Raw genomic sequence first — 15,158 nt, forward strand, 5'->3', positions numbered from 1 at the left:
ATGACCGTTTCCGCCCTCTTCAACCCCGCGCGTTGGCGCGAGGTCGACGGCTTCAAGTTCGAGGACATCACCTACCACCGCGCCGTGGATCAGGGCACGGTGCGCATCGCCTTCAATCGCCCCGAGGTGCGCAACGCCTTCCGGCCCAAGACGGTGGACGAGCTGTACACGGCGCTCGAGCACGCGCGCACGAGCACCGACGTGGGCTGCGTGCTGATCACGGGCAATGGCCCCTCGCCCAAGGACGGCGGCTGGGCGTTCTGCTCGGGCGGAGATCAGCGCATCCGCGGCAAGGACGGCTACAAGTACGAGGGCGATCAGGCGGGCAAGCCGGATCCGGGCCGGCTCGGCCGGCTGCACATCCTCGAGGTGCAGCGGCTCATCCGCTTCATGCCCAAGGTGGTCATCGCCGTGGTGCCCGGCTGGGCGGTGGGCGGCGGGCACAGCCTGCACGTGGTGTGTGACTTGACGCTCGCCAGCCGCGAGCACGCCATCTTCAAGCAGACGGACCCGGACGTGGCGAGCTTCGACAGCGGCTACGGCTCGGCGCTGCTCGCGCGGCAGGTGGGCCAGAAGAAGGCGCGGGAGATCTTCTTCCTCGGGCTCAACTACACGGCGGATCAGGCCGCCGCCATGGGCATGGTGAACGCGTCGGTGCCCCACGCGCAGCTCGAGGAGGTGGCGCTGGAGTGGGCGGCCCTCATCAACTCCAAGAGCCCCACGGCGATGCGCATGCTCAAGTATGGCTTCAACCTGCCGGATGACGGCCTCGTGGGGCAGCAGCTCTTCGCGGGCGAGGCCACGCGGCTCGCCTACGGCACCGAGGAGGCCCAGGAGGGCCGCGACGCCTTCCTGGAGAAGCGCGACCAGGACTACAAGCGCTTTCCCTGGCATTACTGACGACTGGCGTGGGGGCTCTCGTGGGGTGGCTGGTCTGGGTGGTGGAAACGGCGATGTGCCTGGGCGCGGCCTTCTGGGTGGCGGCGGCGCTCTACCCGGATCGCGGTGTCCCGCACCGGCTCATCGCCACCCTGCTCGTGGCTCCCGCGCTGCTCCTCGTGCCCATGCAGGCGCTGGGGCTCGCGGGAGCGCTGCGGCCCGTGTGGCTCGGAGCGCTGGCGCCCGTGGGGTTCGCGATCGCGGCGGCCCTGGCCTCGCGGCACCTGGGGCATGAGCGGGCGTGGGCCCTCGCGCGCTCGGACCTGGGCGCCCCCTTCCGACTGCTGCGCGAGGCCGTGCGCGAGCGCGAGCCCGCCGTGCTCACCACGGGGGTCGCCCTGGGGGTGCTGCTCTTCGCGGGGTTGCTGGTGTGGCTCTACAGGTCCTGGATGTGGGATCCCGTCTGGTACCACGTGCCCATCACCGCGTATGCCATTCAAATGGGCTCGTTGGATTGGATCGACACCTCGGTGCCCTGGACGCAGAGCCACCCGAAGAACATCGAGCTGTTGGCGGCGTGGAACTGCATCTTCCCCCTGGACAACCGGCTGGATGACAGCTCGCAACTGCCCTTCGCGGTGCTGGGCGCGGCGGTGACGGCGGCGTGGGCACGGGAGGTGGGCGCGCGGCCGGCCTTCGCGGCGGGAGTGGGCGCGGCGTGGATGCTCTTGCCCCCCATGTTCCTGCAGATGTGGAGCACGCACGTGGACCTGGCGTGCGGCGCCTTCCTGAGCGCGGCGGTGTTCTTCCTGCGCGAGCGGCCCACGCCCCGGGATCGGTGGATGAGCCTGCTGGCGCTCGGGCTGTACGCGGGCACGAAGATGACGGGCGCATTCCACCTGCTGCTGCTCGGGCCGTGGGTGGCCGTGCGGGGCGGGCTGGAGCTGTGGCACGCCCGGGGCGAGCGGTGGCGGCGCGCCGGGGACCTGGTTCTCTCGGTGCTCGCGCTGATGGCGGTGGGCTCGTTCAAGTACTTCCAGAACCTGTGGAAGACGGGCAACCCGCTGTGGGCCTTCAAGGTGAAGCTGCCGCTGCTGGGCACCGAGCTGCCCGGCCTGTTCGATCCGGCCGTCTTCTACGGCTCGCGTCCGGGAGAGAGCCCGCTCTTCTTCGGCTCGCCGGGAGCGCTCATGCAGCTCTTGCGCAGCTGGTACGTGGAGCAGCCCGTGTACTGGCCGGACGTGCGCACGGGGGGCTTTGGTCCGCTGTTCTCCTGGCTCCTGGTGCCGTGTCTCGTGTGGCTCGTCGTCGGGCTGCTCCGCCCGGGGAACTGGAAGACGCACCTGCCCATCCTCGTGCTCGGGCTGGCGTCGCTGATGGTGCAGTCGGCCTGGTGGCCGAGGTTCGTGATGGGCGTGGCCACCGCGGGGCTGGTGGCGCTGGGCGCGCTCCAGGGGCGACTGCGGCACCTGGGGCCCCGGCTGGGCCTGTCGCTCGTCTTCCTCGCGCTCACCGCCGTCACCTTCTGGCGGGGCGCGAGTGTCCAGGTGCTCGAGCGCGACTACTTCCTCTTCCCGAGGCACTTCGGCGTCCTGCTGCGCTCGAGTCCGGAGCAGCGAGCCACGTGGCAGGTGATGGACTGGCTGTGGCCCACCGAGTGGAGTGAGCGCAAGGAGCGCGAATTCCAGGCGGGCGACGTGATGGTGTACGACCAGTCGGTGGTGTTCCTCGGGGAGTTCTTCACCCGGGACTACCGCACCCGCGTGGAGTACGTGCCGAGCAACCAGAGCGTGGCCAGCTACCTCGCGCGCATCGACGCGCTGAAGCCCCGCTGGGTGGGGGTGGAGGGCGGCTCCGCGGCGGAGTACGCCCTGAGAGCGGAGCGCGGCGCGCGGTACCTCTTCCACGCACCGCGCTCGGGCATCGTGCTCTACCGCATGCCGCGCTGAAGGCTCAGAACTGCGCCCAGCCCGGCACGCGCGGGTAGGGAATGGCGTCGCGGATGTTCTGCAGGCCGCACATGTAGACGATGAGCCGCTCGAACCCGAGCCCGAAGCCCGCGTGCGGCACCGAGCCGTAGCGCCGCAGATCGCGGAACCACTGGTAGCCCTCGGGGTGCAGGCCGAACTTCTTCATGCGCTCGTCGAGCCGGTCCAGGCGCTCCTCGCGCTGGCTGCCGCCGATGATTTCCCCGATGCCCGGGGCCAGCACGTCCATGGCCGCCACGGTCTTCCCGTCGTCGTTCATGCGCATGTAGAAGGCCTTGATCTGCTCCGGGTAGTTCATCACCACCACGGGCCGGCCCACGTGCTCCTCGGCGAGGTAGCGCTCGTGCTCGGTCTGCAAGTCATTGCCCCACTCGGGCGCGTACTCGAACTTCTTCTTGGCCTTCTTGAGGATCTCGATCGCATCCGTGTAGTCGATGCGCTCGAAGCTCGACTGGATGAACTTCTCCAGGCGCTCGGTGACGCCCTTCTGCTGGCGCTCCTCGAAGAACTTCATGTCCGGGGCGCACTCGGTGAGCACCGCCTGGAAGACATACTTGAGGAAGCGCTCGGCCAGGTTCGCGTCGTCGTTGAGGTCCGCGAAGGCGATCTCCGGCTCGATCATCCAGAACTCGGCCAGGTGCCGGGTGGTGTTGGAGTTCTCCGCGCGGAACGTGGGGCCGAACGTGTACACCTTGGACAGCGCCAGGCAGTACGCCTCCACGTTGAGCTGGCCGGAGACGGTGAGGTAGGCCTCCTTGCCGAAGAAGTCCTTGCTCCAGTCGATCTTCCCCGTGTCCGTGCGCGGAGGATTCACCGCGTCGAGCGTGGACACGCGGAACATCTGTCCGGCGCCCTCGGCGTCGCTCGCGGTGATGATGGGGGTGTTCACCCAGAAGAAGCCCTCCTCGTGGAAGAAGCGGTGGATGGCCTGGGCCGCGGTGTGGCGCACGCGGGTGATGGCGCCGAACGTGTTGGTGCGCGGACGCAGGTGGGCCACTTCCCGGAGGAACTCCAGCGAGTGCTGCTTGGGCTGGATGGGATAGGTGTCCGGATCGTCCACGAAGCCGAGCACCCGCACCTCGTCGGCCTGCACCTCGAAGGACTGGCCCTTGCCCTGGCTCTTCACGAGCGTGCCGCGGCAGACGACGGAGCAGCCCGCGGTGAGCCGCAGCACGTCCGCCTCGTAGTTGGACAGCGAGTTGGGCGCCACCACCTGGATGGGATCGAAGGTGGAGCCGTCACTCACGTTGACGAAGCTGATGCCCGCCTTCGAGTCCCGGCGGGTACGCACCCAGCCCCGCACCTCGACCTTCGTGTCCGGCGCCACCGAGCCATCCAGCGCCTTCTTCACACTGACCACCTGCATGACGGCCTTCCTTCCTCGTGAAACCCTGTCCCTCTGGAGAACGCGGAGTTAGCCGTCCGCTGGCCCGAGGACAAGCCCCATGAATGGCCCCCGCCGGAGAACGAACGCCTGCCGGGGCCCGAACAGGCCCCACCCCCCGCCGCGCGGCGAGACCCGATGGGGGAGATCGTGCTAATCGCCCCCCTCCCATGCGTTCTCTCTTCCAGCGCAAGCAGATCGCCGACCCCTCCGAGGCGCCTTCCGGAGGCCTCAGGCGCGTGCTCGGCACGGGCGATCTCGTCATGCTCTCCATCGGGGCGGTCATCGGCGCGGGCATCTTCTCCACGCTCGGCACCGCGGCGGCGGGCGAGGTGATGCCGGATGGAGAGGTCATCCGCCATGGCGCCGGACCCGCGCTCACCGTCTCCTTCCTGCTGCTCGGCGTGGTGTGTGCCCTCGCGGCGCTGTGCTACGCGGAGCTCGCGTCGATGATTCCCCAGGCCGGCAGCGCCTACGCCTACTCCTACGCGACCCTGGGGGAGATCATCGCGTGGATCATCGGGTGGGATCTGATCCTCGAGTACGCGGTGGGCAACGTGGCGGTGGCGATCGCCTGGGCGGGCTACTTCAACTCGCTCATCTCCCCCTGGGTGCAGATTCCCGGCTGGCTGACCCACGGCTACTTCAACGTGCACGCGAGCTCGGATCCCGCCATCCGGGCCCTGTTGGACACCGCGCCCCGGGCGTTCGGCCTTCCGGTGCTGGTGAACCTGCCCGCCTTCCTCATCATCCTGCTCATCACCTGGCTGCTGGTCATCGGAGTGAAGGAGAGCACCCGGGTCAACAACGCCATGGTGGTGGTGAAACTGGTGGTGCTCGCCATCTTCGTGGGCGTGGGCGCGGCGCACATCAACCCGGCCCACTACACGCCCTTCGCGCCCAATGGCTTCACCGGCATCCATCAGGCGGCGGCCATCGTCTTCTTCGCCTACATCGGCTTCGACGCCATCTCCACGGCGGCCGAGGAGACGAAGGATCCCCAGCGCACCATGCCCCGCGGCATCCTCCTGGGCCTGGGCGTATGCACGGTCATCTACGTCATCGTCGGAGCCGTGGCCACGGGCCTCATCCCCTACCTGCAGCTCCGGGCCGCGGATCCCCTGGCCCATGCCTTCCAGGTGGCGGGACTGACGAAGTTCAGCTGGCTCATCTCCCTGGGCGCCGTGGTGTCCATGTCCGCGGTGATCCTCGTCTTCCAGTATGGCCAGCCGCGCATCTTCTACGCCATGGCGCGCGACGGGCTGCTGCCCCCCTGGGCCGCCCGGGTGCACCCCAAGTACCGCACCCCCCACATCACCACGATCATCACCGGCGTGTTGGTGGCACTCGGCGCGCTGGTGGCCGATGACGCCGCCACCTATGACTTGACGAACATCGGCACCCTGTCCGCCTTCCTGATGGTGTGCCTGGGCGTGCCCATGCTGCGCCTGAAGGATCCCTCGCGGCACCGGCCCTTCAAGGTGCCCTTCGTGTGGCCGGTGTCGCTCGGGGGCGCCGCCGCCTGCCTGTTCGTGATGAAGGGCCTGCCCGTGCACGCCTGGGAGCGCTTCGGCATCTGGCTCGCCATCGGGCTCGTCATCTACTTCGTCTATGGCTACCGCTACTCCGTGCTCCGCCATGGCCGTGCCCCCGTGGAACTGGAGGGCCCGGGCCCGACGAAGCCGCCGGACGCGGCGTAGCGGCCAGGCCGCTCAGGAGCGCCGCACGGGCGTGGCCGACAGAGGATCCCACAAGAAGCTGGCGGTGTGCAGCAGGCGCTCCGTGCCCAGGCGCGAGAGCGCATCGCGCACCTCGGGCTGCTCGAGCAGGTGCTGCTCGCAGATGGCATGATCCAGCCGCAGCAGCATGCAGGGCGTGTTCGCGCGGACGGTGGCGGTGGCGGAAAAGCCGAGCAGCAGGGCGATCTCCCCGAACATGTCCCCCTCCTCCAGCGTGCGCAGCACCTGCTCGCCGTGCTCCGGGTGCTGGTGCACCGCCTGGCACTGGCCCTGGAGCAGCAGGTACAGCGAGTCCACGGGCTGCCCCTGCTGCAACAGGATCGAGCCCGCGGGCATGGCCCGGAGCTGGAATTCGTGGGACAGGGCCTCCAGCTGCGCGCTCGACAGCAGCCGGAAGAGGGAGTTGGCGCGCAGCACGTTGTCGAGCAGGCGCTCGCGCTGGTAGCCGCGCAGCACCTCCTCCACGGACGGATGGCGCTGGGCGATCCGCTCCAGGCGCTCGCGCTTGAGCTCCAGGACGGCCGTGCGCTCGAAGGCCCTGACGCTCGCGACGCGCGGCACGTGGGACAAGAGCGACATCTCCCCGAAGAAGTCCCCCTCGCCCAGCAGGGCCACGGTGCGCCGCCGGCCCGACTTCAGCGTGCGCAGCACCTCCACGCTCCCCTCCACGATGGCGAACAACGAGTCCCCCGCGGTGCCCTCCTCCACGAGCAGCTCCCCGGCATGGAAGTCCCTCAGCTCCAGGGACTCGAGCACCGTCTGGAACTCCCACCGGCCGAGCCGGGCCAGCAGCGAGGCGGAGGCGGGCTTGCGCTCGGAGGCGCCCACGGGCAGCTCGCGCTCCAGGTTGGAGGGCATCGGCACGGCGGGGCCCGCGGGGATGGCGAAGGGATCCAGGCGCCGGGCATCGAGTTCCGACAGCAGCCGGCGCGTCGGCGTGTGATCCGGTTCGAGCCGGAGGATGATCTTGCACAGGGCGATGGCGCGCATCAGCCAGCCCTGCTGGACCCAGCGCCGCGCCAGCACGGCATAGTCCGAGAGGGCCTCATCCGGCCCAGAGGACGGCGGGTCGAGTGGTTCGGACATGGGGTTCTCCTCGGACGACGGTCCGTTCGAACTCCAGCTACCATGCCTGACCCCCCGTGGCGACTACCCGGTGCGCAGAACCGAGCCCGTGGGAAGACCCTCCTGGAGCCGGGCGAGGGCCTCCTCCACCGAGTCACGCTCCCCGCTCTCCACCGTCACCTTCACCTGATAGTCCAGTGAAGGATCGAACATCGGGTACGAGCCGATGGACACATGGGGCATGTCCAATGCCACACGATCCAACACGCCCGCCACCGCGCTCTCGCCCACGCCCAGGTACAACACGCGCAGGTACACGGGCGAACCACTGAGCCGCGAGAGCACCGCCTCGAGCTGCGAGCGGAAGAGCTGCGGCACACCGGGCAGGAGGAACACGTCCTCCACCATGAGCACCGGGAACCCGAGGCCCGGATGCGCGAGGAGCACCGCGCCCTCGGGGGCATCCGCCAGCCGCAGCGTCTCGGGCAGCACCTGCTCCTGACCCCGCTCCCGGCTCATCTGGCTGATGAGTTCCACCATCTCGGGCAGCCGCACCACCTGACGGCCCATGGCCAGCGCCACCGCACGCACCGTCACGTCGTCGTGTGTGGGGCCGATGCCACCGCTGGTGAAGACGTACTTCGCCCTCAGGCGGGCCCGGGCCACCGCGTCCACGATGGCGTCCACTTCGTCGGGGACGATCTCCAGCGAGCGCAGGGCAACGCCCACCTCGCGCAACCGCTGGATGAGGTGGGGACCATTGGCGTCCACCACCTTCGCCGTGAGGACTTCGTTGCCGATGATGATCGCCGCAGCGCCCGAGGAAGCCATGAGGGGGGGCACTCTAGCGTACCGGCGCCCGCCCGGGCTCGCGCGCGAGCAGTTCCCGCACGCGCGCCAGGCACGCCGCGGTCACCGCCTCCACGGAGGCATCCCCGTCGATGCGCACCACGTGCTCGCGCGCGCCCCGCAGGGCGATGGCGGCCTCGTACTGCTGGGAGATGCGGCGCTGCTTCTCCTCCGCGTCGAAGAGCTCCTCCGGCCCGCCGCGTGCCGCCCGGCGCCGCGCCGCCACCTCGATGGACACCTGCACGAAGAGCGTCAGGTCCGCGGGGATGGCGTGCGAGTTGATGGCCTCCACCCACTCCATGGGCAGTGACGCGCCCTGGTAGGCGAGCGACGAGAGCACGGACCTGTCACTGAGCACCACCTGCCCCGCCTCCAACGCGGGCAGCACCCGGGCGCGCAGGTGATCCGTCCGGTCCGCCGCGTAGAGCAACGCGAGCGTTTCGGGCGCCAGGGGCCCCGCGCCGCCGGGGAGCACCACCCGACCCGTGAGGGCCTGACGGATGAGCACCCCCACCGGCCCATCCGAGGGCTCGCGCGTGGTGAGGACGGAATGACCCTCGGCCTTGAGGGCCGCGGCCAGCCGCTCCACCTGGGTGGTGGTGCCCGCGCCGTCGAGTCCTTCCAGGACGATGAGCAGGCCGCGTCGGCGAGCGTCGGACACGGGGCTCACCGGGGCAACAGCGCCGAGGGATCATCCAGGCGCAACTGGCGGCGCAGCTCCATCATCGTCGCGTAGCGCGCCAGCTCGTCGGCCAGCACCGTGCGCGCCTTGCTCAGCCGCAACAGCCCATAGACGAGCAGGCCCACCGTCGCGAGCAGGCCGAGCCACGCCACATACGGGGCGCGGGCCGAGTCCCAGAAGAGCTTGCCCGTCGCGCCGCCGAGGATGATCGCCGCGATGAAGGCGAGCCCGGCGTGGGCGAAGAGCTCGGTGCTCTGGCGGGTGGACAAGGCCTCCTGGAGGCGTTCGAACTGCTCACGAAGGGTCTGCGTATCTGCGCTCACGGGGCGGCGAACCTAGCGGAACCCGGGGGGCGCGTCGAGAAGCTCGCGCTCCGGGAGTCCCACAAGCCCCCACCCTGGCGTTGCATGAGTGCCCGGAGCCGGGATAGGGACCCGGGATGGATTCCACGCGTTGGCGTTCAGAAAGCGACGAACCCGCCCCGTCGCGGCTCTCTCCCGTGGATGATCGCCTCACCGCGGACACGGCCTTGCGGCGGGTGCGGCGAGGCGAATACCTGCTGTACACGGGGGACTTCCACAACGCGAAGCAGCTCGTGGGCGCCATGGCCCGCCGCCTTCCCGACCCACCCCAGGCCCGCTCTCCCCTGGACGCCTTCCGCGCCGAGCGCCGGGCGCGGCAGCTCGAACACGAGACCCTGTCGCGCATCGTGGTGGCGCTCGACCGCGACTATCGGCTCCAGGTCAAACGCGCGCCCGACGTCGCCGAGGCGTGCCGCCAGGTGTGGGGCGAGCCCGACGCCGACACGACGCACGTGTCCCTCAAGACGCTGCTAGGCATGCTCGGAGCCGCGGAGTGGCGGCGCAAGGGGCTGGAGGTGCCGGGGCTGGCGGGCCGGCTGCATCCCCACTACGGCGTCTACCTGCCCACGCGCACCGACTACGTGGAGCTGTTCCTGTCCGTCACCGACGTGAAGGGCAAGCGGGTGTTCGACGTGGGCACGGGCACCGGGGTGCTGTCCTTCCTGCTGCTGCAGCGCGGCGCGGCCTCGGTGACCGCGACCGATTGCGATTCACGCGCCGTGGCGTGCGCCCGGGAGAACGCCGAGCGGCTCGGCCTGTCCAAGCGCTTCGAGGTGCTCGAGGGGGACCTGTTTCCGCCCGGCAAGGCGGACCTCGTCGTGAGCAACCCCCCGTGGATTCCCGAGCCCCCGAAGAACCGGGTGGACCGGGCGGTGTTCGACGAGGACAACCGCTTCCTCCTGGGCTTCCTCGACGGGCTGGCCGAGCACCTGAACCCCGGAGGCGAGGGGCTGCTGGTGCTCTCGGATCTCGCGGTGCTGCTGGGCCTGCGCGCCCCGGAATGGCTCGACGAGCAGTTCTCTCGGCGGGGGCTGCGCGTGAAGTGGAAGCGATCCACCCCGGCGCGCCACTCCAAGGCGAAGGACCGGAGCGATCCGCTCCACGCGGCGCGCTCGCGTGAAATCACCACGCTGTATGGGCTGGTGCCCGGAACCTAGACGCACGAAGAGGCGCCGCGGAGCGGTGGATGACTCCACCCCGGGCGCCTCCCCTTCACCTCAGCGGCTCGCGCCGCCGTCCATCACAGACCGATCTCGGCCAGCGCCGACTTGATGAGCGTGGCGCGCACGCCGCTGTTGTGCGTGCCGCGGCCGGACGAGTCACCACCGAAGCCGTAGTGGTGCAGCGCGATGACCTGGTTGGTCGAGGTGGAGAGCACCGGCGAGCCCGAGGAGCCACCCAGCGTGTCCGCGTTGTACGACGCGTCCGTGGAGCTGTAGTTGGCGTTCAGGACGGTGCCCGGCGAGAACTTCTTCGTCGGGGCGCAGCCGGACGTGGTGTTGTAATCGCAGTTCTGGTGGATGACGTAGATGCTGGCGTTGGTGGCCGCGTTGGTGCTGGAGACGGTCAGCTTGCCGTACACCGCGCCCGGCTTCTGGCCATTGAGCGCCGCGCAGCGCAGCGCCGTCATGTCCAGGTTGCTCCACGTCTTGATGAAGGTGGAGCAGTCGTAATAGATGCGCGAGCCGGAGGCGACGCCGTCGATATAGTTGAAGGACGCCTTGGCGCCCGCGGCCTGGGAGGCGCTGCCGATGCAGTGGTTGTTGGTGATGATCACGTCATCCGCCACCAGCCACGCCGTGCAGCGCGAGCCCACCGCGGGGATGGACAGATATCCCACCGCGTTGGCCCGGGTGGCCTGCGTCCCGGTCAGCGACGTGGTGCTCTTCCAATCCACGCTGCCCACGATGACCGTGGACTTGCTGGAGGCCAGCGTGTCCGTGGAAAGGCTCTCATCCACTTCCGGCTGAGCACCGCACGCCGTCAACAGACCCACCGCCGCGAGACCGAGGTACCGACGCTTGAACATGTGTTCTCCCGATGTGTGACGTGATGCGCGCCTCCGGACCGCAGACGCGCTAGAACTGGATTCACCGGGAACCGTGTGTACACCAGTTATAAAGGGAAACATAGGCGAAACTTATTTTTCGCATGACTCCACCACCGGGAAGAGCCAACGAGGCCTTCCCGGGTGGGGACACCGCCCCCGCTTGGGGCCTTCCTACAAATCGGACAGGGCGCCGCGGACGGCCTCCAGGTTCGCGGGCAGATCGATGGGCGGGTTGGAGAACCGGCTGGCCACATCCGCCAGGGAGCCCTGGTGGTAGCCCACCTTGAAGTCCGGGAACTTCAAGCCATGCGCCGTGGACACCACGGCCACGCGCGAGCCCCGGGCGATGACTCCCTGCGCCACGAGCTTCTCCAGCGCGCCGAGCGCCACGCCCGTGTGCGGACAGGTGAAGGTGCCCTCGCGGTCCGCCCGGGCCGCGGCGTTGGCCAGCTCGGACTCGGTCGCCTCCTCCACCACGCCGTTGAAGGCCTTGAGGATGCGCACCGCGCGCCGGAAGGACACGGGGTTGCCAATCTGGATGGCCGAGGCGAGCGTGCGCTCGGCCTGCATGGGCACCAGCTCCGCGAAGCCTCCCCGGAAGGAGCGCACCAGGGGGTTGGCGCGCTGGGCCTGGGCCACGGCGATCCTCGGCCGCTTGGAGATGAGACCCAGCGAGAGCATCAACTCGAAGCCCTTGCCCAGGGCGCTCGCGTTGCCCAGGTTGCCGCCCGGAATCACCACCCAGTCCGGCGGCTCCCAGTCCAGGTCCTGGCACAACTCGATGGCCACCACCTTCTGGCCCTCGATGCGCAGCGAGTTCATGGAGTTGGCCAGGTACAGGCCCGCGTCGCGCGTCACCTGCTGCACCAGCTTCATGCAGCCGTCGAAGTCCGTGTCGAGCGACAGCACCCGCGCCCCGTTGGCCACCGGCTGCACGAGCTGGGACAGGGACACCTTGTTCCTGGGCAGGAACACGACCGAGGGGATGCCCGCCGCCGCGCAGTAGGCGGACAGCGCCGCCGAGGTGTCTCCCGTGGACGCGCACGCCACCGCGCGGATGGGCACGCCCCGGGCGCGCATGTGCTTCACCGCGGACACCAGGACCGTCATGCCCCAGTCCTTGAAGCTGCCCGTGGGCGACACGCCGCACTCCTTCAAGTCCAGGCTCGCCAGCCCCAGCTCCGCCGCCATGCGCGGCAGCGGCTTGAGCGGCACCCTGCCCTCTCCGAGCGAGACGATGTCCCCCGCGGGAAGCTGGGGATACACCCACTCGTGCTTGCCCCACACGCCCGAGGCGTACGGCAGCCGCGAGGACCCGAAGCGCTGCGCGAAGCGCCGCTTCCACTCCTCCGCGGGCACCGAGCGCAGCGCCTCCACGTCGTGCGCCACCTCCAGCAGGCCGTCGCACTTCGGGCAGCGGTAGACGACCTCGAGCAGGGAGGCGCGATAGCCGCACCCCTCGCTGCACGCATACGAGGCCTGGAAATCAGACGTGCTCATGGATGCTCACTCCGCCGCGGGAACAGGGGTTCCGCACGACACGCAGGCCCGGCCCGCGCGGGTATGGGTGTGGCACTTCGTGCACTTCGTCCACTCGCCCGCCGCCACCAGCTCCGACCCGGCCGAGGGCGCGGGGGCCGCCTGGCGCAGCTTGGGCAGACGCATGCCACAGCGCTCGCAGATGAGGCCGCTGGCCTGCGGCGTGCGGCAGTAGCGGCAGACGATGGGCCCGGTGGGCAGCGCCGTCCTCAGTCCATCCGAGACCGCGCGGCCCGTGTCCATGTCTTGAATGGGCGACACCACGACGTTGCCCGCCGCGACGGCGCGCCCCGTGTCCAGCTCGGCCACCGGCTGGACGGCCCCCGCCTGCACGGGCGCCTGGCGCGTCAGCTCCAGCTCCGCGAGCACCGCCACGGCCACGGGCGCCCGGCCACCCGCGAGCTGCGTGCCCTCCAGCTCCGGAAGCGTGCCCACCGCCACCGCGATCGGCGCGGCCACGGCGAGCTTCTTCCCACACACTTCGCACTCGATGCCCTGAGCCTGCTGGTGCTCACACATGGGGCAGATGATCATGGACCCGGAGGTTAGCGGTCCCGCTCCACCCGGCGCAATGGCACCCCCACGAAGCGCTCTCCCGCTCAGTGGGGAAGGGTCTCCGGGAGCGAGCTCGTCATCGGAACGAAGCGCACCGCCAGCAGCGCCTCCACCTGGGGAGCACCCCCCTCGAGCGGCTTCGTCACGCGGATGAGCTCCTGATGGCCGGTGCGCGCGCCCACCGGTAGGAGCAGGCGGCCTCCCGGGCGCAGCTGCTCATAGAGCGCGGGAGGCAGACGCTCGGGGGCCGCGGTGCCCAGGATGGCATCGAAGGGAGCCTCCTCCGGCCAGCCCGCCGTCCCGTCGCCAACCCGGAAGTGGATGTTTCCCAACCCCAGCCGCTCCAGCCGCTCGCGCGCCGGCCAGGCGAGCTCGGGCAGGACCTCCACCGTGTAGACCTCCACGCCCAGCCGCGAGAGCACCGCCGCCTGGTAGCCCGAGCCGGTGCCAATCTCCAACACCCGCTCCCCGGGCTCGAGCGCCAGCGCCTGCGTCATGTACGCCACGATGAAGGGCTGACTGATGGTCTGCCCATGGCCGATGGGCAGGGGGCTGTCCTGTCCCGCCAGGTCCTGAAGCTCCTCGGGGACGAAATCCGCCCGGCGCAGGCTCCGGATCGCCTCCAGCACCCGCGCATCGGTGATGCCCTGCCGCCCCAGAAACTCCGCGAGTTCCCTGTCACTCATGAGAGGAGCCTAATCACAGGCACCGGCAGAGCGAGGCCGATGTTCCGTCCCTCGTGCTCCAGGCGACGCTTCCCCTCCTCCCCTGTCGGCTCCCCCTCGATGCAGGAGCCCTTGTTCTTCCGCCACGGACATGGTGGGAATCCCTTCCTCGCCAGGAGGCCTCACCATGGATGCCGACACCACTGTCCTGCTGCGCCTCGCCTTCGACCGCGCTCCGGCCAATCTGGCCAACCAGGCCATCGACCGCATCCGGGAGGAGGTGGGCGGCGAGTCCTCGTACGCCACCAGCTACGAGATCCTCCTGCCAGACGGGAATGTCCGCCCCTGGCTGCTCGACTACCTGCTGCCGCGGCTCGTGGACTACCTCGAGTCGCGGGGCGCGAAGCTCCCCCACTGCGGCGGCGTGTTCCTCTCCGTCTTCTCCGGAGACACGCTCCACTTCATCCATGCCCGGGACGCCGTGGCGCTCCTGTCCGAATGGAGCGGGCTGTCCTTCGAGGAGCTGCGCAAGCGTTACGGGCCGCGCTGAGCAGCCGGACCCCGAAGCCACGACGTTGTCCCTCATGCCAGCCAGGGCTTGCGGTAGGCTGCCGGGCCGCGCCTCGCTCATGACCTTTCCCCTCTACATCTCCCTCGGCCCCTGGCAGGTGCACCCGCACTTCTTCTTCGAGACGCTCGCGTACTTCCTCGGCGCGCGGCTCTACTTCGTGTTGAAGCGGCGGTGGGCGGATCCGCTGCAATCCTCGACCCGGCTGGGCGTCATCGCCGGCGCGGCGCTCGGCGCGGGCCTGGGCTCGCGGCTGGTGCACCTGCTGGACGAGTGGCCCCTGTGGCTCGAGGGACAGGTCTCCACCGCGAGCCTGCTCACCGGCAAGTCGCTCGTGGGCGGTCTGCTCGGAGGACTCCTGGGCGTCGAGCTGGCCAAGAAGCTGATCGGCGAGCAGCGCAGCACGGGAGATCTCTTCGTGCTGCCGCTGTGCCTGGGCATCTTCGTGGGCCGCCTGGGCTGTTTCTTCACCGGGCTGGAGGACCACACCTATGGCGTGGCCACCTCGCTGCCCTGGGGCGTGGACTTCGGGGATGGCGTGCGCCGCCACCCCACCCAGCTCTACGAGGCCGCCTTCATGGTGTTCGTGGCGGCGCTGAGCCTCGTGCTGCGCGAGCGCGAGCTGCGCCAGGGCGACCTGTTCCGCCGCTTCATGGTGTTGGACCTGACCTTCCGCCTCGGGGTGGATCTGCTCAAGCCGGACCCCCGTCCCCTGCTGGGCCTGAGCGGCATCCAATGGGTCTGCGTGGCGGGCCTGCTCTACTACGCGCGGGATCTGCCCCGGTTGTGGCTACGCCGCTCCGGGCTTCCGGTCCAGACCGACGCGCGATGAC

Annotated in this window: 15 protein-coding genes; 6 read left to right on the plus strand and 9 right to left on the minus strand. The window is 69.8% G+C overall.

Features of this window, described 5'->3' with window-relative positions; translation table 11 throughout:
• Both D187_RS36995 and D187_RS37000 read left to right on the plus strand, forming a co-directional pair.
• Positions 1-900: a 1,4-dihydroxy-2-naphthoyl-CoA synthase gene (locus tag D187_RS36995; RefSeq protein WP_002627103.1), complete on the plus strand. Its 900-nt coding sequence runs from the start codon at positions 1-3 to the stop codon at positions 898-900.
• Positions 901-920: 20 nt separating this feature from the next.
• Positions 921-2,828, plus strand: coding sequence for a hypothetical protein (locus tag D187_RS37000; protein ID WP_155893863.1), 1,908 nt, complete (start codon positions 921-923; stop codon positions 2,826-2,828).
• A gap of 4 nt (positions 2,829-2,832) precedes the next feature.
• Here the strand turns inward: D187_RS37000 and asnS are convergent, their stop codons facing one another.
• Positions 2,833-4,233 carry an asparagine--tRNA ligase gene (gene asnS, locus D187_RS37005; RefSeq protein WP_002627101.1) on the minus strand — a complete coding sequence of 467 codons (1,401 nt, stop codon included), beginning with the start codon at positions 4,231-4,233 and terminating at the stop codon, positions 2,833-2,835.
• A gap of 188 nt (positions 4,234-4,421) precedes the next feature.
• On the opposite strand from asnS, the gene D187_RS37010 reads away from it, so the two are divergent.
• On the plus strand, positions 4,422-5,951 hold the full coding sequence (locus D187_RS37010) for an amino acid permease (protein WP_002627100.1): 1,530 nt from the start codon (positions 4,422-4,424) through the stop codon (positions 5,949-5,951).
• 12 nt (positions 5,952-5,963) lie between these two features.
• On the opposite strand, the gene D187_RS37015 is transcribed toward D187_RS37010, so the two are convergent.
• The 4 genes from D187_RS37015 to D187_RS37030 form a co-directional block, all read right to left on the minus strand.
• The gene (locus D187_RS37015; RefSeq protein WP_002627099.1) at positions 5,964-7,076 is read right to left on the minus strand and encodes a cyclic nucleotide-binding domain-containing protein; all 1,113 of its coding nucleotides are present in this window, start codon (positions 7,074-7,076) and stop codon (positions 5,964-5,966) included.
• Between the two features lie 63 nt (positions 7,077-7,139).
• Positions 7,140-7,886, minus strand: a complete 747-nt coding sequence (locus tag D187_RS37020; RefSeq protein WP_002627098.1) for a competence/damage-inducible protein A — start codon at positions 7,884-7,886, stop codon at positions 7,140-7,142.
• A 13-nt stretch (positions 7,887-7,899) separates the two neighbouring features.
• Positions 7,900-8,565 (minus strand): dTMP kinase, encoded by a 666-nt coding sequence (gene tmk / locus D187_RS37025; RefSeq protein WP_002627097.1) that lies wholly within the window; start codon positions 8,563-8,565, stop codon positions 7,900-7,902.
• Positions 8,566-8,570: 5 nt separating this feature from the next.
• Positions 8,571-8,909, minus strand: coding sequence for a hypothetical protein (locus D187_RS37030; RefSeq protein ID WP_043433481.1), 339 nt, complete (start codon positions 8,907-8,909; stop codon positions 8,571-8,573).
• Positions 8,910-9,085: 176 nt separating this feature from the next.
• Between D187_RS37030 and D187_RS37035 the strand changes: the two genes are divergently transcribed.
• A complete protein-coding gene (locus D187_RS37035) occupies positions 9,086-10,105 on the plus strand; it encodes a methyltransferase (RefSeq protein WP_245591918.1) in 1,020 nt (339 codons plus the stop codon).
• Between the two features lie 83 nt (positions 10,106-10,188).
• Here the strand turns inward: D187_RS37035 and D187_RS37040 are convergent, their stop codons facing one another.
• The 4 genes from D187_RS37040 to D187_RS37055 form a co-directional block, all read right to left on the minus strand.
• Positions 10,189-10,977 carry a trypsin-like serine peptidase gene (locus D187_RS37040; protein ID WP_002627094.1) on the minus strand — a complete coding sequence of 263 codons (789 nt, stop codon included), beginning with the start codon at positions 10,975-10,977 and terminating at the stop codon, positions 10,189-10,191.
• 192 nt (positions 10,978-11,169) lie between these two features.
• Entirely contained in the window at positions 11,170-12,498 is a 1,329-nt protein-coding gene (gene thrC / locus D187_RS37045; protein ID WP_002627093.1) for a threonine synthase, read from the minus strand.
• A 6-nt stretch (positions 12,499-12,504) separates the two neighbouring features.
• On the minus strand, positions 12,505-13,056 hold the full coding sequence (locus tag D187_RS37050) for a hypothetical protein (RefSeq protein ID WP_245591919.1): 552 nt from the start codon (positions 13,054-13,056) through the stop codon (positions 12,505-12,507).
• A gap of 80 nt (positions 13,057-13,136) precedes the next feature.
• Positions 13,137-13,778, minus strand: a complete 642-nt coding sequence (locus D187_RS37055) for a protein-L-isoaspartate(D-aspartate) O-methyltransferase (RefSeq protein ID WP_002627091.1) — start codon at positions 13,776-13,778, stop codon at positions 13,137-13,139.
• Between the two features lie 166 nt (positions 13,779-13,944).
• On the opposite strand from D187_RS37055, the gene D187_RS37060 reads away from it, so the two are divergent.
• Both D187_RS37060 and D187_RS37065 read left to right on the plus strand, forming a co-directional pair.
• Entirely contained in the window at positions 13,945-14,307 is a 363-nt protein-coding gene (locus D187_RS37060; protein WP_002627090.1) for an STAUR_1299 family protein, read from the plus strand.
• Positions 14,308-14,341: 34 nt separating this feature from the next.
• Entirely contained in the window at positions 14,342-15,157 is an 816-nt protein-coding gene (locus tag D187_RS37065; RefSeq protein WP_002627089.1) for a prolipoprotein diacylglyceryl transferase, read from the plus strand.
• Position 15,158 lies beyond the last annotated feature (1 nt).

The sequence above is a fragment of the Cystobacter fuscus DSM 2262 genome (assembly GCF_000335475.2).
In the GTDB taxonomy this organism is placed as follows: Bacteria; Myxococcota; Myxococcia; order Myxococcales; family Myxococcaceae; genus Cystobacter; species Cystobacter fuscus.